The following is a 22729-nucleotide window of genomic DNA, read 5'->3' on the forward strand; positions in this document are numbered from 1 at the left end:
AATCGACCCAGCTGATATCCGTCTAAGTGCCTTGCATGTGATCCTGGTGGCCCACCCGCGCCAAACCTGCTCCCGCCCACCGAAACTCAGTCACTACAACGGCACCGTCCTAGGTCACCTCAGCGCAAACCGCGGTGCTTCTGCTCCAGTTCTGCCCACCGGCGGCCGGTCTCCTCACCGCCGGCGACCATGTCGGGCGGAGCATCGGTGTAAGGCGGCCGGCTGGGCCCGCAGTCGATCAAGCCCGCTCCGCGGAACCGGCCACGCCCGACCGGAATGCTGTAATCCATGAAGCGCGACATGTCACCGCCGAACTGCGGGGCCAACGCCCAGTTCACCTGCTCGGAAATGCGATCCGCCTGTGCCCAGTCCTCGGACAGCACGGCGCGCGACAGCGCAGCCAACGGGGACGGTGCACAGGCCACGTTCCCCGACCAGCAAGCCATGGCCCTGGCGGGAAAGCGCTTGGCAACGCGGACCCAGTCGCTGTCGAGGGGCAGCACGGCAACCTTGTCGCCGAAGGCCTCGATGTCGCCCTCCAGTGTCGGTCCGCCTGCGTGCTTGGTCGCCACGATCTCGGGCGCATCGGCAAGTTGCCGGTACGCCTCGACGCTAATCTTTCCTTTGAACGCGGCGGGGTTGTCATAGATGACGACCGGTATCCCGGGCAACGCCTCGGTGATATCGCGATAGAAGCGCACGATGCCGGCGTCGTCGAGCGGCAGCCACATCGGACGACCGACGAACAGTCCGTCGGCGCCCACATCGATCGCTTCGCGACCTCGTGCGATGGTGTCGCGGGTGTTCAACGTCGTCACGCCGGCGAAGAAGGGCACCCGACCCCGGATCGTCTCGGCGACGCAGGACGAGAACTGAAGCCATTCTTGATGAGTCAGCGATGCGCACTCGCCGAAGGTTCCGGTGGACATCACGAGCTCGATCCCGGCCTCGACGACCTGCTCGACCATTTTCTCGGTCTCAGCGACATTGACGCTGTTCAGGCAGCGCCAGTCATCGGCGTCGCTGGTCGCAGGCGTCGGAACGATGCCCACGATCCCTCTGATGTCTGCACGGGTGATCGTCATGGTCATACCCTCTTCTTCGCCGGGGATGCCAGATCGCCAGGCACCGCGGGATACGGCTGAGTACCGAACGAGTGGCGCGGCTCCTCGCGGTACATTCCGAGCGCCTCGAGCATGGGAGCGTCGGTTGCGGAGAAGAGCACGGCGTCGACCTCGGAGGACCGGTTCATGTGCGCGTGCCACATCCAGTTGGGCACTACAAACGAGTCGCCGGCAGACCATTGAATTTCCCCGTCACCGACAACTGTGGTGCCTTCGCCTTCGACGACGTAGTAGACCGCACTGGAAGTGTGGCGGTGGCGTTCGGTGCACAGACCCGGACGGAGCAGCTGTGCGAAGCAGTCGATAGTGGGCAGTGTCGGGCCCCCGCTGATCGGGTGGGCGTAGTGCAGGATGACGCCGTCGAACGGGCTTCCGCTACTGGCGCGATGCGTGTCCAAGGTGGCCCGAACCTCGCTCCACGCGTAACGGAACGGAATCCGTTCACCCTGTCGAGCTTCCCACGCGGGGCGTATGTGGGAGGCGCGACTGCTGGTGAAGGCAGCAGCGTCTTCGTGCAACGGCTGCGTGCGCCCACCGAACGGTTCGAAGAACATCTGCCGCAGGTAACCCATGAGCGGCACGTCGAGGATGTCGACCCAGACGCCGCGTTTGTCGCTTTCATTGTGGTGATCGTGCCAGGAATAGGCCGGCGTGATGATCAGGTCACCGTCCTCCATCGCAAGTTTCTCCCCGTCGACCGCGGTGAACAGGTCGGGGCTACCGTCCACGACGAAGCGCAAGGCGTTGATGGAATGCCGGTGCGCCGGGGCGATCTCGCCAGGCAGGGTGATCTGCATACCCATCGCCAAGGTCTGCGTCGTGCCGTTGACGTCAGGAGCCGGGTTGATGAAAGTGAAGTTCCTGCGGGCGGTTTCGCCGGACACCGCCGTGCACATCTCGGTCAGGGCGCGATCCGCGAGTTCCCATGACCACCGGAACGGCACACCCGCCGGGACGGGACCGTCGGTGAGCTGGACCAGCTGCGCATCGTACTGCCACTGGCCACGGAGGTGCAGTTCGTCAAGCTTCCTGTCGAACTGTGCCAGATCTGAAGCGGGTTCCTGTGTAGTCGTCATAATCCCTTGTCCTCGTGAAGAAACCGTGGCTGTTAGAGACAGGTCGCGATCGACCGCGTCGCTGGTCAACCGAAGGGTCCCGGCGGGCTCGAGTGTCGATGCCTCGGGTCGGCGGGACCACTCCCGGTGATGATGACGCAGCGCTGACGCTAGCACCGGCCGCAGCCGTCCACAAGACACTTAGTATGGTTTGTGTCTAAACAGTACTTCTCGTACTACGCCTTTTATGCAGGCGGTAGCTTCTGGCAGGCCGTTGACCGGGGATCGTGATCCGTTTCAAAAAGAAACGCCTAATGCTGTGGATCCCACCTCTTCCTCTGCAGGGCGGGAATACACTCTGCGAAGCGGGAAGACGAGGAGGACCCTGATGGCGGCGAACGGCGACATGCTTGCGCGTATCTTCGATGCGACCACTACGACGTTGGCACGCGGTGGCGCCAAAGAGCTTTCGATGACCGACGTCAGCGCTGAAGCGGGGATCCCCCGCGGAACGCTGTATCACTATTTCGGTAGGAAGCAGGACCTACTGTATGCGGTCGGCGTACGAGTCGTGAAGCTGTTCGAAGGGGCGGTAGTCAACGCCGTCGAAGAGCGGCCCGAACTCGAGGTTCGTGTCCGGGCGGTCGTAGAGGCAATGATCGACGTCGGCCGGGCGCATCCGGAAATCATGCAGGTAATTGCCCTTGAACCGGGCTTCGGAGTGGACTTCTTGCAGCAGATCTTCCCGGAATTCGTCGGCGTGCTGGAAGAGCTACTGGCGCCGGCGCTGAGCTTGACCCTTGGCGTGCGGTCCATGGGTATGACCAGTGGTCAACTCTGTGAACTCATCCTTCGAATCGTAATGTCGGCGTACGTCTTTCCGACTCGCGATGTGGCCGACCTGCCGCGCGTGATCCTGGCAATGCCATATCTGGCCCGGTGGACTCCCGACCAGTACCTGGTTTGAAACCTGAGGCGACCCCAAGCGTCGCCACGTCATTCGCCCGCGTCGGCGCGGCGCACCGTGATGGCGCTGTCAGGGCACGCCTCCGCACCTCGGCAAGCCTGCGCCTCGAGTTCAGTCGGCACGCTCTCAGGTGCCACGGCGTATCCGGCGTCATCGATCGAGTAGACGTCGGGACCTTCGGCGGCACACAGGGTGTAGCCGCAGCACTTCGACCGGTCGACAGTGATCAGAAGGGGTAGCTGGCTGTCTGCCATGATGATCGGCTCCTCCGGTGGGCTGGGACGTGAAAACTACCCGAGGCAATTTCCAGCATTAGACATACTATACAGATAGTGTCTTAATCGCATATTGTCTCTCGCGTGGCGAGTGCGCGATCGCCATAGGAGCGCAGGCCAGCTGACCCGAAACAGCCTGCCACGGAATTGAATTCAGTGTCATCCGCCCCGGACCGCTACGTACGGATCTGGGTGCTTTCCCCGTGGAGTGACCGCTGTGTGCGGCGTCGGCGCAGAAGGCAACCCAGTCAGCATGGCGGTGACCTCGTTCGTGTCGCTGTCGCTGGATCCGCTGTGGATGGCAGTCTGCCTGCCGAGCGCGTCCTTCTCCGGAGGATGCCTGCGTTCGGTATCGGGCACGGGCGACCGCTTCAGCGACATCGACCGGGAGCCTACGGGCGATGGCGTCGCGTTCGTGCGAGGCGCCTGGGGTGGAATGGAGGCTGTTCCATGAGGTCGCGGCCGGCGACCCACACCGTCGCCATGTTGAAGATTCATCGGCTGCACATGAAGCCCGGCATGGCCCCACTGGTGTTACGCGGCAGCGAATTTCGTCGGTTCGAGGTGGCCGTGAGCACCAAGATCGCGTCGGGCCCACTCGGATGGTCCGATCAGATCACCGGTGCGCGGCGGCTCCCGTGCGAAGGAACTTCAGCCAAGACCTTGACCACACGGTGATGATGAACACATAATGCAAGTATTGTTCAAATAGAACTTTTCATTCAAGCAGGCCGACGCTCGAACAAGCAGGCTGGCGAAGCCCCAACCATTGGTCAATTGGAGGACCCCACATGACAGCCCTCGAGGCCGACACCACCACCGTGCTGGACGCCGTTCGGGCACTCGTCCCCGAGATCGCCCAGCGCGCGAATGAGATCGAGGCGGCCAAGCTGATCCCATCCGATTTAATCCAAAGGCTCACGGATGCAGGGGCTTTCAGGATGTTCGTGCCTCGCCAGTACGGCGGCGAAGAGATGACCCTCCTCGAGGGCATGGCTGTCATCGAAGAGGTCGCAAAGGCCGACGCCTCGGCCGGGTGGACCGTGATGATCGGTGCTGACTTCGCGCCGGTGTTCGGCCGTTTTCCCCAGAACGTCCTCGACGGGGAAATTTATCCAGAAGGACCCGACACCATGGCCCGCGGGGCGTTCGCGCCCAAAGGCGTGGCGATCCGCACCGACGGTGGCTATCTCGTCAACGGTCAGTGGCCCCTCGCCAGCGGTAGTTATGAGCACCAGTGGATGATGGGCAGCTGCATCGTGCTGCAGCAGGGCGCGCCGGTCATGACCGACGCGGGTGTGCCCGAGATGGTGCTCGCGATGGTGCCTGCAGAGCAGGCTGATTTCGTTCAGACATGGGATTCTGTTGGATTGCGCGGGACGAGCAGCAATGACTTTGTACTCAAGGATGTCTTCGTTCCCGATGAGCATATCGGTAACTTCTTTGGACCGGCCACCGTCGACACGACGCTGTTCCGGCTGCCTATCCGGTTGGCGCTCGGCCCGACCCATGTCGCGGTGGTCGTGGGAATCGCCGAGGGCGCTCTGAGCGACCTTCGTCAGTTGGCCAAGACGAAAAGACCCGCGTTCAACCCCACGATGCGGCTGGCTGAAGACCCCGTATTCCAGTACCGGCTAGGGCAACTCGACATCCGATTGGCTTCGGTTCGTGCACTGGCCGAGAAAGAGGTCCGGCTGATGTGGGACGCGGCGTCGGCAGGTGAACCCATCTCGCCGCTGCAGGCCACACGCCAGCGCGCAATGGTGGCACGGGCCCACACCGAGTGTGTCGAGATCGTCAATGAGGCGTTCGGACTGGCAGGCAGCAACGCCATGTACAACAGGTCGATGTTGCAGCGACGACTTCGCGACGTGCGGACAGCGGCGCAACACGCCGCCGCCAGTGGGGAGATCTACACGATCGTCGGGGCGCTGCTCGTCGGAGAGGGCGTCCCGCCGGCCGCCTTGGCCTAGCGGCGGGACAACCGACACGATGACAACAGACGCGCTGACGCCACAGGCCGTGACAGTCCACTGGGAGCTCTGCCGCCTGAACAACGCTTTCGCCTACTTCATGGACAATGGTGAATTCGATTCAATGATTGGGCTTTTCACCTCAGACGCCGTGTTTGACCGAGCCGGAATCGTCCATCACGGCCATGAGGAGATGCGCCAGGGGATGCGTGATCGGCCGAAGGTGACCACTCGTCACTTGTTGACCAACTTCTATTTGACCAAGGCCGACGACGACTCCGCGGAGGCGGTGGTATGCGCCATGGTTTATCACGGTCCGCTCGCGAAGGACGGCGGCCCGGTGGTCTACGCCACTGACAACGGACGAGTCATCGAGTTTCACGACACGTACGCCAAAACCTCAGAGGGCTGGCGCATCTCGTCGCGGATCGCGCGGCCCATCTTCACTCCCGAGGTATGGCCGTGACTGGCAGGACAACGGAAGCGAGTCCCATGGCTGAGAACCAGCATGATGTGTTGGCCACCGTCGAACGGTTCGTCGCGGCGCTGACGACTGGCGACACCGCCAATCTCGACGCGCTGTTCACGGACGACGCGGTGATTTGGCACAACTACGACCAGGTCGGACAGCCCGCCAGGCAGGCGCTTGCGGCATTGGCCGGGCTGGCGGCGCTTGCGCCCCGATACGAGATTGCAGGTCGCGACTTGGTCGACGACGCCTGCGTTCAACGCCACGTGGTCCACCTCACGCTGCCCGGAGGCCAGCCTGCCTCCATCCCCGCCATTCAGCGAATCTCCGTGGTACACGGCCAGATTCGGCGGATCGATGAATACATGGATTCGGCCCAAATCGCGGCCGCAGTGCAAGCAATACAACCCAGCCCCCAGACCCCGGTGTGACCGGACCGATATTCCCAACCACGAGAAGGACGCTCCTGATGCCCGCAATCACAGACAAGTTCACCGGTGAACCTGTCCTGAAGCTCCAGCGCCTGGGTCACGGCACCCTCGAGACCATGGATCTGGCCAGGGCACGCCGCTTCTATGAGGAAGTGCTCGGCCTGGAGGTGATTCAGCCGAGCAGCAGGTCGATGATGATCCGGCTCGGGACCAACCACGCCTACGCCGTGGTGGAGACCGGCAAGGCGAGCACGATGACCATGCTGGCCCACAACGGGCTCGACGTCGGCAGCGTGGAAGAAGTCCACGCCGCGCACGAAAAGCTGCTCGAGATCAAAGACCAGTGGGGAATCAAGCAGATCACCGAGCCCCGTCACATGCACGGCGACACATCCTTTTACTTCACCGATCCTGATGGTAACTGGTGGGAGATCGTGGCGGTTCGCGAGAATGGCTACGCTGCAGACTTCGCCGATCGCGACCGCGATCTCACCGGTTTGCACGAATTCGACGGCGAGACTGGAAACGTGAACTTCAGCCACACCCACGACCCCGACTTCCGCGCGCGGGTCCGTCAGATCGTCGAAGCCAAAGCCGCATCCGAGAGCACCGCATAATGGGCCGGTTGGACGGTAAGGTCGCCGTCGTCACGGGAGCCGGCAAGGGCATCGGCTGCGGTATCGCTCGCCGGTTTGCCCGCGAAGGCGCCAAAGTCGTGGTCGCCGAACTCGATTCGGATGCGGGCAAGCAGGTGGTCGGGGACCTTGGTGAGCTCGGTGGCGAAGGGTTGTTCGTGCAGACCGATGTGTCCCGGAAGACCGATATCGAGGGCGCCATCGCTGCCGCCCGGGAGTCCTTCGGCGGCTTGGACATTCTGGTGAACAACGCCATCGCGCTGACGCCGGACGTTCCGTTGGAGTGCAAGACGGACGAAATGCTCGAGCAGACGATGAAAGTCGGGCTGTGGAGTGTCTGGTGGGGCATGCAGACCGCGTTCCCACTGTTGAAGGACCGCGGCGGAGGCCGCATCATCAACTTCTATTCGATCGACGCCGACGACGGCCACTGGCTGCACGGTGATTACAACACCGCGAAAGGCGGCGTGCAGGCGCTGACACGGACCGCCGGGTTCCAATGGGCCCGGCACAACATCTGTGTCAACGCCATCGCTCCGATAGCCGCATCGGCCGCCTTCGAGAAGATGGTGGCCGACAACCCAGAACTGGGTGCGGCGATTCCAACGATGATTCCGATGGGACGCATGGGTGATCCAGAAGACGACATCGCCCCCGTGGTGGCTTTCCTGGCCAGCGAGGAAGCCCGCTTCATCACCGGGGCCACCATCCCGGTCGACGGCGGCCTGCACGTGCCTCGGGTGAACACCAAACCACCGGATCCCTCGGTGTTCGACTCTGCGCCCGCCAGCGGCAACAACTAAGGAATAGGAGCAAAAATGAGTATAGATGAGGTGAAACACGCTCCGACCGGACCTGTTCTTTCAGACGGGACCCCGCTGTCGGAGCTGATCGATAAAGACTTCCGGGAGGTATCGCTTCGGGTTCTGACCGACCCCGAGCTTTACCAGCTGGAGCTGAAACACCTGTTCGCCAAGGCGTGGACGGTGGTGGCGCACGAGGACGAAGTCCCAAATGTCGACGACTACGTACTGCGGTATGTGGGCGAAGACCAGGTAATCGTCAGCCGGGCGGCGGATAACACCTTCACGGTGGCGCTCAACGTGTGCGCACACCGGGCCGCCAAGGTGTGCCGGTTCGAGGCCGGCAACGCCAAGACATTCCAATGTGCCTACCACGGTTGGGTTTACAAGTCCGACGGCAGCTTCGTCGGCGCGCCCATCGCTCGGGAGGACATGCACGGTCTGTTGCGGCCCAAGTCTGAGCTAGGTCTGACCAAGGGGCGGGCAGAGACCTACTGCGGCATGATCTTCGTCACCTTCGACGAGAACGCCCCGACTCTGCGCGAATACCTCGGCCCGATGACCTGGTACTGGGACCTGATGTTTGACCGCACGGCCGGTGGCATGACGGTGCTCGGCCACCCGCAGCGGTTCATCATCAAGGCGAACTGGAAGAGCGCTGCCGAGCAGTTCGCCGGAGACATCTTCCACACGCTGTCGCTGCACCGTTCGATGCAGGAACTGCAACTGCTCTCCACCGAGGGCGAGTCACAGGAGCCCGCAATGGCCGGCGTCAGCGCCAGCCACAACGGCCATTTCGTGCGGTGCTTCGATCTGGCCAACGAGCACTACGTCAATGCCCTCAAGGGCAAGAATCTTGCGGACATGTCGCCGCTGGAGCGGCTGCACCTGGTTCCCCCGCCGGGAATGTCACCGGAGATGGTGAAGGGGCTGCCAGATCGATTCGACGATGGGCAACTGAAGATCCTTGCAGGGTACACCCCGCAGGTCGGTCAGCTGTGGCCGAATACGGCTGCGCTCTGCATGCCGTTCCAATTCCCCGACGGCACCCCGTCGGCCTTCCTCAGCTGGCGGGTCTGGGTGCCCAGGGGACCGGAACACTTCGAGCTGTTCCATTGGAGTTTGGTCGAACGCGACGCGCCTGAGGAGCTCCGCGACACCGTGAACCTGATGACGGCGGCCACCTTTGGTATCAGCGGTTTCGTCGAGGCCGACGACACCGACACGTGGCCCATGCAGACTTATGCCTCCAAGGGTGCGCTTGGAGCCCAGCAGAAGCTGCGTTACCAGGCGATCACCGGCGAAAACAAGCCCAGTGATTGGCCGGGTCCTGCGCACGTCTACGCCGGGTTCCCGAAGGATGACACGCAGTGGAATTTCTGGCTGCGCTACAGCGAGTTCATGGAAGGGAGAGCGTGGTGACCACGGAAGCAACTCGAGAACGGGCGGTGCCCGCCGCACGCGCAACAATGGGGACCGTCGACTACCCGACGCCTAAGGGCACGCGGATCAAGGTCACCGACCCGCGGCACCTTGAGATCGTCGCGTGGCTGGAAGACGAGTCGACCCTGCTCGACGAGGACGACCTGACCGGCTGGCTGGCGCTGCTCGCGCCCGACATCATCTACCGGGCACCGGTGCGGACCACCCGCGATCACCGGACCAAAGGGGTGTTCGAGGCGGAGATGTACCACTTCAACGAGAACATCATGACCCTGATGTTGAAGCTGATGCGATTGACCCAGACCGACAGCGCCTGGTCGGAGAATCCGCTGTCCCGGACGCAGCGGATCGTGCACAAGGTGCGGTCATACGAGACCGAAAAGGCAGACGAATACGAGGTCTTCAGCTCCATCGTGCTCATCCGGTCGCGCTATGACGAGCCGGCACTGGAGTTCCTGCCGGCCCGCCGGGTCGACACCATCCGAACGGGTGACGAGTGGAAGCTCGCAGCGCGGACGGTCTATTTCGAGCAGGCCACGCTGGGGGTGCAGAACCTGGCCGTCTATTTGTAGTCCGTTACCCGTATCCGGTCCTCAGTAAAGCTGACTACCTATCGAGATGTTGGCTGAGTGTCTACCCGCATGGCCGGCACTCTGACGTCAAAGGTGTGAATTGTCTTCTGCAACAGACGAGATGCCCGGTTATCTGCCTGGCATCTGGGCAATCGATCCAGCGCGGTCCGGTCTCACCTTCTCGGTCGGCCACCTCGGGGTGCACACCGTGCATGGGACGCTCAGCGTGTCAGGCCGGATCGTCATGGCCGAAGATCCGCTCGATTCGGCGGTTGACGCGACGATCGACCTCGGCTCGGTCAACACCGGAAGCAAGGGCCGGGACGAGGCGATCCGGTCGGCGCACCTACTCGACGTATCCAGCCGGCCCACGGCGACCTACCGGTCCCAGCGGCTTGATCTCGCCGAACCTCCCGGTGAATTCCTGCTACATGGAGATCTGGAATTGCTGGGTGTCACGCGGGAAGTACCGATGCGGATCCGGCTGCAGCGCTCCACCTCTGGTGGTTCGCACCAGCCGGTCATCACCGCGGCGGGTGAGTTCACCCGCCGCGACTTCGGGTTGATATATCAGGCCCGGCCGCGCTTCCTCGATCGCGCGATCTCGTCGAGTGTGGGCGTTAAGGTACGGCTCGAGGCGGCGTCAGCCGCCGCGACCGAAGGGATAGGACGCTGAAAATCGCAAGGATTCATCGAGGGGGCGCCGACGTCTGGGGTCTGGTGGACGTCGATGCCGGTACCGTGCAGCCGATTCGGGGTGGTATCGAGGAGTGGGGTTCGGCGGCTGCCGATGGTGCGGCGCATTTCGAGGAGGTCGGTCCTCCGTTAGCGATGACCGACGTTCGCTGGCGACCACCAATCACCCCTACGTCTACGATCATCGGGGTCGGCATGAACTACTGGTCGCACCTGGAGAAGCTGGGTGTCACCGAGCGTCCTAAGACCACCTTGGGGTTCCTCAAACCCCAAGTGGCGATCATCGGCCACGGAGACGTCCTGGCGAATCCTTCGATCACGGAGCAACTGGACTTCGAGGTCGAACTTGTTGCGGTGATGGCGAAGTCGATGAGTCGCCTCGGCGAGCAGCCGACCAGTGCGGTGCTCGGCTACACAGTCGGCAACGATGTCAGTGCCCGTGACGCGGCCACGCCTCTGAGTGGTGGGCTGGACCTGTTTTCCATCAAGGCACTCGGAGGGGCGACGCCGGTGGGGCCGTGGATCACCACCAGGGACGAGTTCGGCGGGTCAGGCCAGATTGATGTCGCCATATCGTTACGCGTCAATGGTGAACAGCGCCAGCATGACCGCACCGGCAAGATGATCTTCAGCATCGACGAATGCCTTGAGTACATCATCGAAAGGATGCCGCTCACCGCCGGTGATATCGTGTTTACTGGCACGACCGACGGGGTGGGGTTCGAGGACGGCCGATTCCTTCGTGAGGGCGACGTGGTTGAGGCGGAAATCGAAGGAGTCGGGGTACTGCGCAACGCCGTTGGCGCCAGATTAGGTTGAGATCTCAGCCCACGGCTCGTCGCTGTGAACGGAAGCGCGACTTTCTGGGTCTGAGTCCACCTGACTCACCGAGCACGACGAGAATGTCGCGGAACCTCCGATAGTCGCGCGAAGGCATGAAGTAGTGCGAAAACGCCATCCGCACGATTAAGTCCGCAATCTCATTCAGTTCGGCCGATCCATTGAGTACCGCAGGGCTGTCGACCAGTGCAGGCTCCAACGCATCGCTCAGAACACCGGAGAGCTGAGGCGCAACCCGCTTGATATAGTCCACAACGAATCCCGGTTCAAGTTCTCCGATCTGCATTGTGGCAGGGTTCTCCAACCAAAATCGCAGCATGACGTCAATGACGATCAGCAAGCGGTCAGCTGGCCGCGGGTTCGCCTCGATCGCGGCGTCGAGGACCGCCTGCAGCCGCGTTACGAAATGGTCGCCCAACGACCGAAGGAGTTCGTCCTTATTCTTGAAATACCGGTATAGCGTCCCAGTAGATACGCCGGCTTCGTGCGCGATATCGCTCATTGCTAGCTTCTTGGGGCCTTGCCGAGCAATCGCCTTCAGGGCACCGTCGAAGATACGGGCCTCGGTACCTGCCCTGGACGCCAAGGACAAAGCCTTTCAGGAATGAAGCAGCTGCCGCTGCCGACCAACATTTAAAAGATTATATCGCAGCTCGTCTTATGAAGCGGGTGTCACGGGCCAGTCCGTGAGCACCTCGCGCAGCCAGCGCAGCTCGATCAGGCCGAAGGCCGGCCGGCGGCGCTAGCCGTTGGACTGCGGACCAGCACCTGCACCCGCCACACGACGTCGCCGGCATAAGCGTTGGTGCCGGTGGAATGGGTCCAGTCTCGTTCCACATAACGGTGTAGTGACGGAACAAGCGCGTGATAGCGAGGTTGTCTTGCGCGCCAATGGTTTCACACACCGTTCAGGGTCGGCTCGGCGGACCGCGCGGGCCCCGTCGAGGTGACTGAGAAGGAGCCCGAACCGGCAACTGATCCAGCGGAGTTCGAACCTCATCGCGGCGTTGCAGTGCTAAGCGCAGCTCAAAGCCCACCAGCTGGGGCAGGCCACCAAGCGCGGCTGCTGGGCCGCAATCCGCGGCCTCTCGCGGACGACCGGGGAACCGGGACAGTGCTCGCCCAGGTGGCGTCCCCGGTAGTTACAGCCTCTATGGCTCGCCGCTTGTCCTCGGCCCCGCGCATGCAGTCAATTACGGTCGAGTCCAACGCACCTTGGCCAAAACCTGTTGTACACACCGAGATTCACCGCGGAGCACCCAGTTCCTGGCCGCCGTATGATGGCGGGACATATGCGCCCGTACCGCAAAGCCGCAGTCGGTGGCCAGCCGCGCAAAGCACCGCTATGTGCACGATTATGTGATCGGCGCACCCAGCGATTCTCGTGGTAGAGGGCGACGAACACCATGTCGCAGTCGGCGTCACCGAGGATCTCCATACGTTCGATCTGGTAGTCCGCGTACGTCGATAGCACCGCTTGGGTTGCCGGTACGGTGCGGGGAAACCGCGATTTCGCCAACGCGCCACTGGAATTGGGCCGGTGCGGCACATCTACCTGGGCGTCCAGCACCGCACAATCCCACCGCGCGGATTGGGAGGCAGTTCCAGAATCGGGTCGGCGAAATCCGAGCGTCTCCCCAATCCGTCGCCCCCTCACGCAGACAACCGGTCGGTGACGGCCTGCTCGAAAACCCCAGTCCTGGCGCAGAACCGCCAGACTGATCGAGGGCCACTCCACCCCCTGACGGATGCTTGACAAAGTTTTGTTATGAAAATAAAGTTCTGCTACCAGACTCTACGAATCGGGGAGGGTTCTCGTGGTCCCAAGCTCACTGCAGAGGCTGCCGATCGGCGGCATGAAGACGGTGCCGTCGGCCCCAAACATTTCAGCTTCTCGGCTTTGGTAGACCGCCATGTTCTGAGCGTGGCGGTGGGAATCAGGTTGGTAGGCGGTTTGCGGGTGGGGATGAGTCGGCTGCCGAACAGTCACCTTGGGGGCCTGCGGTCATCTTCAAGCACCGGCTGCCTACGACAAGTACGGCAAGTTGAACCTTGTGGATGTCATTGAAATGCGAGGGGACGGACGAGATCCGCTATGGCCGCCCGTCGGTACAGGTATCACCATGGCGTGTGATGTGAACGGAGGCCGGTGTTGATCTCGCCGAATACCTTCGCCAAACCGGTTCGCTCCGTGGGAGACTTTTTTGCCCTGGCGCTTGACACATTGTTGCAGATACCGCGGCGCCCGTTTGCTGGGCGCGAATTCCTTTTGCAAAGCTGGTTCGTTGCCAGAGTATCAATAGCGCCGACGATGATGTTGTCAATTCCTTTCACCGTGCTCACGGTATTCACAATAAATATTCTGTTGATCGAGTTCGGTGCTGGAGACTTTTCTGGCAGCGGCGCGGCACTGGCCACGGTCACGCAGATTGGCCCGCTTGTCACTGTGCTGGTGGTTGCCGGTGCCGGCGCAACAGCGATGTGCGCTGACCTGGGTGCACGCACTATTCGTGAGGAACTCGACGCGCTGCGCGTGCTCGGCATTAACCCGATCGGATCGTTGGTAGTGCCCCGCGTGCTCGCGGCCACCTTCGTCTCGTTGCTGTTATCCGGCGTGGTAATCGTAACCGGCCTCGTTGGTGGGTTCGAGTTCTCCGTCTTTGTCCAGCACGTTACGCCCGGGTCCTTCGCCGCAGGATTGACGTTGCTCACCGGCGCGCGGGAGTTGGTCATCGCGCTAGTCAAGGCTGGGCTGTTCGGTCTGACCGCCAGTCTCATCGCGTGCTACAAGGGCATCTCGGTGGGCAGGGGGGCGGCCGCCGTCGGTAATGCGGTGAACGAAACGGTGGTCTTTTCCTTTATGTCGTTATTCTTCATCGACGTCGTCGTGACCGCGGTGGGCGTGAAGGCGACATCATGAGTAGCCGCACGATTGCCAGCCAGCTATTTCCGCGATTGAGCTACACACTGGATGGCTGGGTTGCGGGCTGGCGGCGGGTCGGCGCGCAAGCGCGTTTTTACGCGAGAACTCTGGGCGCGATCCGGGACGCCTTGTCCTCCTATAAGCACGAGACTTTGCGCATGATCGCCGAGATGGGCTTAGGCGCCGGCGCGCTGGCGGTCATTGGCGGCACCGTGGGAATCGTTGGCTTTCTGACACTATCGGGGGGCTCCCTCGTCACGATTCAGGGCTACAGCTCATTGAGCGGTATTGGTGTGGAGGCGTTGACTGGTTTCGTTTCCGCCTACGTTAACGGCCGTATCGTCACGCCGCTGACCGCGGTAATCGGCCTGTCCGCCACCATCGGGGCCGGCACCACCGCGCAACTGGGTGCAATGCGGATTAACGAGGAAATCGACGCCCTCGAGGTGATGGGCATCCGCTCGATTGCTTATTTGGTTTCCACCCGGGTAATTGCCGGCGTGGTAGTAGTGATCCCGTTGTATTGCATAGGGCTCTGGATGTCCTTCTATGCTGCCCGGTTCGCCACAACCTCCGTGTACGGGCAACCGACGGGCGTCTACGACCACTATTTTTCGACATTTCTGCAGCCCACCGACATCATCTGGTCGCTTCTGCAGGCAGTCCTGATGGGCCTCGTGGTGATGCTGGTGCATACCTACTACGGCTATACCGCTTCCGGTGGGCCCGCCGGGGTGGGTGAAGCCGTGGGTAGAGCGGTGCGTAGCTCAATGGTCTCCGCAGTATTAGTAATTCTATTCTCCTCGCTTGCCATTTACGGCAAGACCGGCAATTTCCACTTCTCGGGTGGATAGCCCTGATTATGCCCAACATCGTTAAGGGATAGCGCAATGAAACCTTCGTCTTCAGCAGACGATGCTCACCTGGGGCGCTGGGCGACCATCTCTTGCGGAGTCATCGTTGCGCTGATCACCTTAGCGACCGCATTGTTCAACGGGACATTCCGTTCCTTCGTTCCGCTGACATTGACCTCTGATCGCTCCGGCCTTGTCATGGAGCCCGGCGGCAAGGTGATGCTACGTGGCGTACAAGTAGGCCGCGTCGCCTCGGTAACCGGTGGGACCGAACCAGTCAGTCTGCAGTTAGAGATCGACCCCGATCAGGTCAGAAATATTCCGGCAAATATCGAAGCCCAGATCAAAGCCTCAACGTTGTTTGGCTCCAAGTACGTCGATCTGGTCTACCCCGAGAATCCCAGCACCAAGCACATAGCCGCAGGAGCGCTTCTGCGATCCCGCAATGTCAGCACCGAGGTCAACACCGTTTTCCAGAACCTCGCCTTGGTGCTCAAACAAATCGACCCCGCCAAGCTCAACGCGACTCTGACCGCGTGGGCAATCGGTCTGCGCGGTGAGGGCCAGACCATCGGGCAGGCCATCACCGACGCCAATCAGGTGCTGCTGGCGCTGAATCCGCGCATGGGCACCGTGCAGCAAGACCTCCGATCGCTGAGCGGTTTCAGCGACGCATACAGCGCGGCCGGACAAGACATCCTGAGGACGCTCGCGGCCGTGAGTACCACGAGCGCGACCGTCACAAGCCATACATCGGCACTCGACGCCTTGCTGCTGAATGCGATTGGTCTGTCGCAGTCCGGTACCGATCTGATCGCGCCCAACCAGAGCAACTTCGTCCGTGGAATCAACCTGCTTGAACCAACGACAAACCTACTGATGAAATACAACCCCGAGTACACCCGCATGCTTCTCGGCGCCACCTGGTATGTAGACAACGGTGGCAGGGACGCGCTGGGTGGTTCCAATGGTTACTCGATGGTTGTGGATGCCGCCTTGCTGCTCGGCGACGACCCATACCAGTACCCGCAAAACCTGCCAATTGTGGCCGCAAAAGGCGGACCCGGCGGCAAGCCGAGTTGCGGGTCACTGCCCGACCCCAGCAAAAACTATCCGGTCCGTCAACTAATTACAGACACTGGTTGGGGTACCGGACTCGACATCCGGCCGAACCCCGGCATCGGCCATCCCTGCTATGCGGACTACCTGCCGGTGACGCGCGCCGTGCCGCAGCCGCCCAGCATTCGCGAGTGCATCCCGGGTCCGGCACCGGGGCCGATCCCGTACTCCGGCGCGCCACCATACGGTGCACCGCAATACGGACCGGACGGGACACCGATCAACCCACCGCCACCCGGGCCGCAACACAGTCCGTCCGACACGTCGGGAACACATCCATGAGAGACAACCTGGGAAGCGCCGTCTGGCGGCTCGCCATCTTCGCAACGGTTTGTCTGCTAAGCCTCTTTGCGCTCTTCGCGGTATTCGCGCAGCTGCGATTCCAGAAGGACAAGACCTATCATGCCGAGTTCACCAACGTGGCCGGCTTGAAAAGCGGCGACTTCGTGCGCATCGCCGGCGTCGAGGTCGGCAAGGTCAAAAACATTTCAATCGAGCAAAACGCGTTCGCAGTGGTCGAGTTCTCCGCCGACGAGTCGGTCGTGCTGACCCAGGGCACCAAAGCGGTGATCCGTTGGAGCAATCTAGTCGGCGACCGGTTCCTGGCTCTCGAAGAGGGTGCCGGCGACGTCAAACCACTCAAACCGGGGCAGACTATCCCGCTGGCGAGGACCGCCCCGGCGCTGGATCTCGACGCGCTGATTGGGGGCTTCCACCCGTTGTTCGAGGCGCTAGACCCCGCACAAGTCAATGCGCTTACCGGCCAGTTGATCTCGACTTTCCAGGGTCAGGGCGCGACTGTCAGCTCATTTCTGGCGCAGACTGCCACGCTGACGAGCACCCTTGCCGACCGCGACGAGCTGATCGGGCACGTGATCGCCAATCTCAACACCGTGCTGGCCTCCCTCGGCGATCAGCACGACCAGTTCGCTAAGGCGGTCGATTCCTTGCAAGAGCTCATGCAGGGGCTCGCGGCCCGCAAATCAGACATCAGTAACGGCGTGGCCCACATCAACGCAGCATCTGGTTCGATCGCCGACCTGCTTCGACAGGCTCGCCCGGCCCTGCAGAACACCATCCATCAGACTGACCGAGTCAGCGGGATCGTCCTCGCTGATCACGATTATTTCGACGACCTCCTCAACACACTCCCCGACGCCTACCAGGCGTTGGACAGGCAGGGGCTCTATGGCGACTACTTCTCCTTCTATCTGTGCGATCTGCTGCTCAAGGTCAACGGGAAAGGCGGCCAACCCGTCTACATCAAGCTGGCTGGCCAGTCCTCGGGAAGGTGCACGCCGAAATGAAATCCTTCGCCGAACGTAACTCCTTCGTCGTTGGTATCGTCGGCTGCGCCGTGACGGCTGCGGCGGTGCTGGCGGCAACCGAGTACGACAAGCTGCCGTTCTTCTCCGGCGGCGGCCAGTATGCGGCGTACCTTGCCGAGGCCGGCGGCCTCAAGACAGGGGCCGCCGTACAAGTCTTCGGTGCCCGGGTGGGTCAGGTGTCGCGCATCGACCTTGACGGACCCCGGGTGCTGGTGAAATTCACCGTTGCGAAAAACATCCGGCTTGGAGACCGCACCGAGGCAGCGGTCAAGACCAAAAGCGTCCTGGGCACCAAGGTCTTTGAGGTCACCCCCCGCGGGGACGGCCGGCTGTCTGAACCGATTCCCCTCAATCGGACAACTCCGGCCTATCAATTACCTGACGCGCTTGGTGATTTGGCAGACACGATCAGCGGCTTGAACACCAATCAGTTATCCGGTTCGATGGCAACGCTGGCGCAGACGTTCTCCGACACCCCCCCGGATCTCAAGGCAGCAGTTCAGGGCGTCGCCCAACTCTCACAAACCCTCGACATGCGGGACGGGCAGCTGCGCAACTTACTGGCCAACACCAACAAAGTGACGGGCGTGCTGGCCGACCGCGCCGCCCAGATAGCCAGTTTGATCGCCAACACCAACGCCTTGCTGATCGAGCTAAAGAACCAGAGCAGCGCACTGGATTCGATCTCCTACAACGTCTCAGCACTGTCAAAGCAGCTGTCTGAGTTCATCGCGGAGAACCACGCCCAGTTGCGCCCGGCGCTGGACAAGCTCAACGGCGTGCTGACGATTGTCGACAATCGCAAAGATCGGGTGCAGAAGTCGATTCGAATGCTTAACGCCTACGTGATGTCGTTGGGTGAGGCGGTCGCCTCGGGCCCATTCTTCAAAGGCTATGTGGTCAACCTGCTTCCGGGACAGTTCGTGCAACCATTCATCGACGCCGCATTCTCCGATCTTGGTCTGGACCCCAGCGTCTTGCTGCCTTCGCAGCGCACCGAGCCGCCGCTGGGCCAGCCGGGGACGCCTCCTCTGCCGGTTCCGTACCCGCGCACCGGCCAGGGCGGGGATCCCAAACTGACGCTGCCCGATGCGATCACGGGCAAACCTGGCGACCCTCGCTACCCCTACCGGCCGCCGTTGCCCCAGCCTCCCCCTGGGGGGCCGCCGCCCGGCCCGCCGGCTGGTTATGAGCCCGCGCCCGATCGTCCCTCTGCGCCGGTCCCGCGACCGTCCAGCGGAGGGCCAACAGGCGGACCATCGCCCGTGCCCGTGGGGCCGCCCGGGGAGACAGGACGGTGAGGGCACCGCGCAAGGCTAAGACGGGCCTGGCCGTCGTCCTGAGTCTGTTGCTCATCGGCGGCCTTGTGACCGTTCAGCGCGCGTCTGATCAGATCGACCGGACGAACGTCATCGGGTACTTCGCTAACAGCAACGGTGTGTTTGCCGGCGACGAGGTGCTGATCCTGGGTGTACCGGTAGGGAAAATAGCGAAAATCGAACCGCAACCCCAACGGGTGAAGATAACTTTCTGGTACGACCGCAAATACAAGGTGCCCGCGAACGTCAAGGCCGTGATCGTGTCCCCGGCGCTGGTTACTTCGCGGGCTATTCAGCTCACGCCTGCCTACACGGCGGGGCCGGCCCTGCGCAACAACGCGGTGATTCTGGAGGATCGCACCGCCGTCCCCGTTGAATGGGTCGACTTGCGCACACAGCTCGACAAGCTCACGCAGACGCTGCAGCCGACTCAACCAGGCGGCGTCGCTCCGCTGGGATCGTTAATCAATACAGCCGCGGACAACCTGCGCGGCCAGGGCACCGATATCCGCGACACGGTGATCAAATTATCGCAAGCCTTCTCGGTGCTCGGGGACCACAGCAGCGACATTTTCGGCACCGTAAAGAGCTTGGCGACAATCGTCTCGGCCCTTCAAAGCAGTTCGGATTCGATGAGCCAGCTGAATCGGAACCTGGCATTTGTGACCGGATTGCTTGCTAATGATCCCGATGAAGTAGCCGCGGCGATCAGGGACCTCGATACCGCCGCCGGGGACGTCCAGCGTTTCGTGGCAGAAAACCGCGCGGCCATCGGCGTTACGTCAGACAAACTGGCATCTCTTTCCGGGACGGTCACCGACAGCCTCGACGACATCAAGCAGACCCTGCACGTCCTGCCGACAGCACTGGCGAACTACACCAACATTTGGCAGCCCACGCAAGGGGCGATAACCGGTGCGCTGGCGGTCAACAACTTCGCCGATCCAATCTCCTTTCTGTGCGGAGCCGTACAGGCGGCGTCGCGGCTGAATAGTCAGCAGGCCGCGAAGCTATGCGTGCAGTACTTGGCCCCGATCATGAAGAACCGTCAGTACAATTTTCCCCCGCTGGGGGAGAACCTGTTCGTCGGCGAAAGCGCTCGTCCAAACGAGGTTACGTACAGCGAGGACCGCTTGCGTCCGGACTACGTGCCGCCAAGTCCGGATGCCCCGGAAACCACGGCGGCTCCGGCCGGGCAACCAGCGCCGGCCCACACCGCCCCGCCCTCGCCCGCCGAGGTGGTGGCAACCAACCCCGCCCAGGGGCTTTCCGGCATGATGGTCCCCCCAGAAGGGGGATCATGAGACGGTCCCGCTGGGTGGGCGTCACCGCAGGCCTGCTGGTGGCGCTCGCCGGCAGCCTATTATCGGGCTGCAGCTGGCGAGGCCTGAACTCCATCCCACTACCCGGCACTGCAGGCGGCGGCCCTGGCTCCTACGAGGTGAAGGCGCAAATGCCGGACGTCGTCAATGTCCAGCCGAACTCCCGCGTCCAGGTAGGCGACGTGACGGTCGGCACTGTCACTAACGTTGAACGTGAGGGCTGGCATGCACTGCTCACCATGCGGCTCGACGGCAACGTCAAACTCCCCGCCAACGCCACCGCCAAGATCGGTCAGACCAGCCTCCTCGGCTCGCTGGAGGTCGAACTCGCAGCGCCCACCAATGTCCCGGCCGAAGGCAGGCTGCGAAACGGGTCCCTAATTCCGCTCTCGGCCGCGGGCGAATACCCGACGACCGAGCAGACGCTGGCTGCATTGTCGCTAGTCCTCAACGGTGGGGGCCTGGGCCAGGTTCAAGACATCACCAAGACGTTAAGCACGGCGTTTGCGGGACGTGAGAAGGATCTGAAGAACCTGATCCAACAACTGGACCAGTTCATCGGTCATCTCAACGAGCAAACCGACGACATCATCAAAGCCACCGACAGCGTAAATAACCTCGCGGGACAGTTCGCCGAACAGAAACCCGTCGTTGACCGATTGCTAAGCACCCTTCCCGACGCGCTGGCGGTGCTCAAAGACGAGCGGGCAAAACTGGCCGACGCGGCCGACCAGCTGGGCAAGTTCAGCGCGCTGGCCGCCGACTCCGTCAATCAGACCAAAGATGCGCTCGTCCAGGAGTTGAAGGACCTCGGCCCGGTACTCGAATCGCTGGCTAACGCAGGTCCCTCCCTCACCCGCTCGCTGAGCTTTTTTACGGTGTTTCCATGGGTTAAAGAGCCGCTCACCAACTGGCTCCGGGGTGACTACGCCAACCTCACACTGATTGTTGACCTGACGCTGAGCCGGATTGATTCGGCGCTATTTACCGGCACCCGATTTGAGGGGAACTTGACCGAACTGGAATTGCAGTGGGGTCGCACCATTGGACAGCAGCCCAGTCCGTACACCAAGGGGAACCCACTCATCATTCCCTATCACCTGGATCAAGGACCGTAACATGCGTTTGGGCCTTCAAATCTGGATAAAGCTGAGCATTTTTGCTGCGGTGTCGGGTATCGCCGCCGCGGTGACAGTCTTCGGCTACATCAAGGTCGAGAATTTGATACCCGGTCTTGGGCAGTACAAGGTGACCGTCCAACTCTCACAAGCTGGGGGTCTATACAAGCGGGCGAACGTCACCTACCGCGGCACCTACGTCGGCCGGGTCAAGGACGTACGGATAACCCCCACCGGCGTCGACGCCGTGCTCCTCCTCAAATCAGGGCTCGACATCCCCTCCGATCTCGACGCGCAAGTCCACAGCCAATCGTCCGTCGGCGAACAATACGTTTCACTGCTGCCGCGCAACGGCAACTCCCGGCCACTGCGTGACGGTGACGTGATACCGGAGAACCACACGTCGGTGCCCCCGGACATCAACACACTGCTCAATGCGACCAACCGAGCCTTGGAGGCGATCCCGCGCGACAACCTGAAAACGGTGATCGACGAGAGCTACACCGCCGTCGGTGGACTCGGCCCGGAACTTTCCCGCATCGTCAAAGGATCCACCGCCCTGGCCACGGACGCGAGGAAAAACGTGGACTCTCTCACCGCCTTGATCGACCAATCACAGCCGGTGCTCGACTCGCAGGCCGGCACCTCGCCCTCGATCCTGGCATGGTCAAAGCATCTCGCCACCATCACCGACCAGCTGCAAAGCCATGACGCAGCCGTCGCCGGTGTACTCGAAAAGGGCGGCCCGGCCGCCAACGAAGTACGTCAACTTTTCGACCGGCTGCGGCCCACACTACCGATCATGCTCGCCAACTTGGTCAGCATCGGTCAGGTGGCCGTCACCTACCGGAACGACATCGAGCAGTTGTTAGTACTGCTGCCCCAGGCGACCGCGGTGCAGGCCGGCGGCGACGTACCCAATATGGGCACCAAACAGGCTTACCGGGGCTATTATCTCGACTTCAATCTGAACCTGAACCTGCCCCCACTATGCACCACCGGCTTCCTGCCGGCTCAGCAGCACCGAGTGCCCGAAACTGATTATCCCGATCGCCCGGCAGGTGACCTGTATTGCCGGGCCCCCCAGGACTCGCCCTTGGCCGTGCGCGGCGTGCGCAATGTGCCCTGCGAGACGGTTCCGGGTAAACGCGCACCCACGGTCAAGATGTGTGAAAGCAACGAACAGTATGTGCCGCTTAACGACGGCTTCAACTGGAAAGGTGACCCGAACGCCACCCTATCGGGCCAAGGCATCCCGCAGCTGCCACCCGGCTCACCGCCAGCGGTTGCGGGCCCCCCCGCCTCGGCGCCGTCGCCGATCGCCGCCGCCCAGTACGACCCGGCCACCGGCACCTACATCGGGCCCGACGGGCATCAATACACGCAATCCGATCTAGCCCAAACCGCGCCCAAGGATAAGACATGGCAAACAATGCTGATGCCGCCGGGCAGCTGACGAATAT

23 protein-coding genes are annotated in these 22729 nt (G+C 62.2%); 19 read left to right on the top strand and 4 right to left on the bottom strand.

The annotated features are described in order from the left end of the window. Positions 1 to 119 precede the first annotated feature (119 nt). Both P6281_RS09020 and P6281_RS09025 read right to left on the bottom strand, forming a co-directional pair. Entirely contained in the window at positions 120 to 1091 is a 972-nt protein-coding gene (locus P6281_RS09020; protein WP_324738803.1) for a dihydrodipicolinate synthase family protein, read from the bottom strand. Next, entirely contained in the window at positions 1088 to 2269 is a 1182-nt protein-coding gene (locus P6281_RS09025; RefSeq protein ID WP_324738804.1) for a cupin domain-containing protein, read from the bottom strand. The genes P6281_RS09020 and P6281_RS09025 overlap by 4 nt, the downstream gene beginning before the upstream one ends. Positions 2270 to 2567: 298 nt before the next feature. Here P6281_RS09025 and P6281_RS09030 point away from each other — a divergent pair, with 298 nt between their 5' ends. Further along, complete coding sequence (locus P6281_RS09030; protein ID WP_324738805.1) at positions 2568 to 3146, top strand: TetR/AcrR family transcriptional regulator; 579 nt, start codon at positions 2568 to 2570, stop codon at positions 3144 to 3146. Between the two features lie 29 nt (positions 3147 to 3175). On the opposite strand, the gene P6281_RS09035 is transcribed toward P6281_RS09030, so the two are convergent. After that, positions 3176 to 3400 carry a ferredoxin gene (locus P6281_RS09035; RefSeq protein ID WP_009953936.1) on the bottom strand — a complete coding sequence of 75 codons (225 nt, stop codon included), beginning with the start codon at positions 3398 to 3400 and terminating at the stop codon, positions 3176 to 3178. Positions 3401 to 3638: 238 nt separating this feature from the next. On the opposite strand from P6281_RS09035, the gene P6281_RS09040 reads away from it, so the two are divergent. From P6281_RS09040 to P6281_RS09085, 10 genes are all read left to right on the top strand, one after another. Beyond that, positions 3639 to 3875 (top strand): hypothetical protein, encoded by a 237-nt coding sequence (locus tag P6281_RS09040; protein ID WP_324738806.1) that lies wholly within the window; start codon positions 3639 to 3641, stop codon positions 3873 to 3875. A gap of 337 nt (positions 3876 to 4212) precedes the next feature. Beyond that, complete coding sequence (locus P6281_RS09045; protein ID WP_324738807.1) at positions 4213 to 5394, top strand: acyl-CoA dehydrogenase family protein; 1182 nt, start codon at positions 4213 to 4215, stop codon at positions 5392 to 5394. A 19-nt stretch (positions 5395 to 5413) separates the two neighbouring features. Then, entirely contained in the window at positions 5414 to 5860 is a 447-nt protein-coding gene (locus P6281_RS09050; RefSeq protein ID WP_324738808.1) for a nuclear transport factor 2 family protein, read from the top strand. 47 nt (positions 5861 to 5907) lie between these two features. After that, the gene (locus P6281_RS09055; RefSeq protein WP_324738942.1) at positions 5908 to 6294 is read left to right on the top strand and encodes a nuclear transport factor 2 family protein; all 387 of its coding nucleotides are present in this window, start codon (positions 5908 to 5910) and stop codon (positions 6292 to 6294) included. A gap of 38 nt (positions 6295 to 6332) precedes the next feature. After that, positions 6333 to 6911: a VOC family protein gene (locus tag P6281_RS09060; protein ID WP_324738809.1), complete on the top strand. Its 579-nt coding sequence runs from the start codon at positions 6333 to 6335 to the stop codon at positions 6909 to 6911. Beyond that, positions 6911 to 7732 (top strand): SDR family NAD(P)-dependent oxidoreductase, encoded by an 822-nt coding sequence (locus tag P6281_RS09065; protein ID WP_324738810.1) that lies wholly within the window; start codon positions 6911 to 6913, stop codon positions 7730 to 7732. The genes P6281_RS09060 and P6281_RS09065 overlap by 1 nt, the downstream gene beginning before the upstream one ends. 15 nt (positions 7733 to 7747) lie before the next feature. Next, positions 7748 to 9154, top strand: a complete 1407-nt coding sequence (locus P6281_RS09070) for an aromatic ring-hydroxylating oxygenase subunit alpha (RefSeq protein WP_324738811.1) — start codon at positions 7748 to 7750, stop codon at positions 9152 to 9154. Next, positions 9151 to 9747 carry an aromatic-ring-hydroxylating dioxygenase subunit beta gene (locus P6281_RS09075; protein ID WP_244324384.1) on the top strand — a complete coding sequence of 199 codons (597 nt, stop codon included), beginning with the start codon at positions 9151 to 9153 and terminating at the stop codon, positions 9745 to 9747. Before P6281_RS09070 ends, P6281_RS09075 begins: the two co-directional genes overlap by 4 nt. 100 nt (positions 9748 to 9847) lie before the next feature. Further along, entirely contained in the window at positions 9848 to 10423 is a 576-nt protein-coding gene (locus tag P6281_RS09080; protein WP_244324385.1) for a YceI family protein, read from the top strand. A gap of 44 nt (positions 10424 to 10467) precedes the next feature. After that, positions 10468 to 11262, top strand: coding sequence for a fumarylacetoacetate hydrolase family protein (locus P6281_RS09085; protein ID WP_324738812.1), 795 nt, complete (start codon positions 10468 to 10470; stop codon positions 11260 to 11262). Positions 11263 to 11266: 4 nt separating this feature from the next. On the opposite strand, the gene P6281_RS09090 is transcribed toward P6281_RS09085, so the two are convergent. After that, on the bottom strand, positions 11267 to 11875 hold the full coding sequence (locus P6281_RS09090) for a TetR/AcrR family transcriptional regulator (RefSeq protein ID WP_324738813.1): 609 nt from the start codon (positions 11873 to 11875) through the stop codon (positions 11267 to 11269). 1557 nt (positions 11876 to 13432) lie between these two features. Between P6281_RS09090 and P6281_RS09095 the strand changes: the two genes are divergently transcribed. The 8 genes from P6281_RS09095 to P6281_RS09130 are packed head-to-tail and all read left to right on the top strand — an operon-like array spanning position 13433 to position 22722. Continuing rightward, the gene (locus tag P6281_RS09095; protein ID WP_009953951.1) at positions 13433 to 14203 is read left to right on the top strand and encodes an MlaE family ABC transporter permease; all 771 of its coding nucleotides are present in this window, start codon (positions 13433 to 13435) and stop codon (positions 14201 to 14203) included. Beyond that, complete coding sequence (locus P6281_RS09100; RefSeq protein WP_324738814.1) at positions 14200 to 15060, top strand: ABC transporter permease; 861 nt, start codon at positions 14200 to 14202, stop codon at positions 15058 to 15060. Before P6281_RS09095 ends, P6281_RS09100 begins: the two co-directional genes overlap by 4 nt. A gap of 36 nt (positions 15061 to 15096) precedes the next feature. After that, entirely contained in the window at positions 15097 to 16461 is a 1365-nt protein-coding gene (locus tag P6281_RS09105; protein ID WP_324738815.1) for an MCE family protein, read from the top strand. Next, positions 16458 to 17486, top strand: a complete 1029-nt coding sequence (locus P6281_RS09110; protein ID WP_324738816.1) for a virulence factor Mce family protein — start codon at positions 16458 to 16460, stop codon at positions 17484 to 17486. The genes P6281_RS09105 and P6281_RS09110 overlap by 4 nt, the downstream gene beginning before the upstream one ends. Next, on the top strand, positions 17483 to 18808 hold the full coding sequence (locus tag P6281_RS09115) for an MCE family protein (RefSeq protein WP_324738817.1): 1326 nt from the start codon (positions 17483 to 17485) through the stop codon (positions 18806 to 18808). The genes P6281_RS09110 and P6281_RS09115 overlap by 4 nt, the downstream gene beginning before the upstream one ends. Next, positions 18805 to 20130 carry an MCE family protein gene (locus P6281_RS09120; protein ID WP_324738818.1) on the top strand — a complete coding sequence of 442 codons (1326 nt, stop codon included), beginning with the start codon at positions 18805 to 18807 and terminating at the stop codon, positions 20128 to 20130. The genes P6281_RS09115 and P6281_RS09120 overlap by 4 nt, the downstream gene beginning before the upstream one ends. Continuing rightward, a complete protein-coding gene (locus P6281_RS09125) occupies positions 20127 to 21266 on the top strand; it encodes an MCE family protein (protein ID WP_317727642.1) in 1140 nt (379 codons plus the stop codon). Before P6281_RS09120 ends, P6281_RS09125 begins: the two co-directional genes overlap by 4 nt. A 1-nt stretch (position 21267) precedes the next feature. Then, the gene (locus P6281_RS09130) at positions 21268 to 22722 is read left to right on the top strand and encodes an MlaD family protein (RefSeq protein ID WP_324738819.1); all 1455 of its coding nucleotides are present in this window, start codon (positions 21268 to 21270) and stop codon (positions 22720 to 22722) included. Positions 22723 to 22729 lie beyond the last annotated feature (7 nt).

This window comes from Mycobacterium sp. 5-140-3-2 (assembly GCF_035666375.1).
In the GTDB taxonomy this organism is placed as follows: domain Bacteria; phylum Actinomycetota; class Actinomycetes; order Mycobacteriales; family Mycobacteriaceae; genus Mycobacterium; species Mycobacterium intracellulare.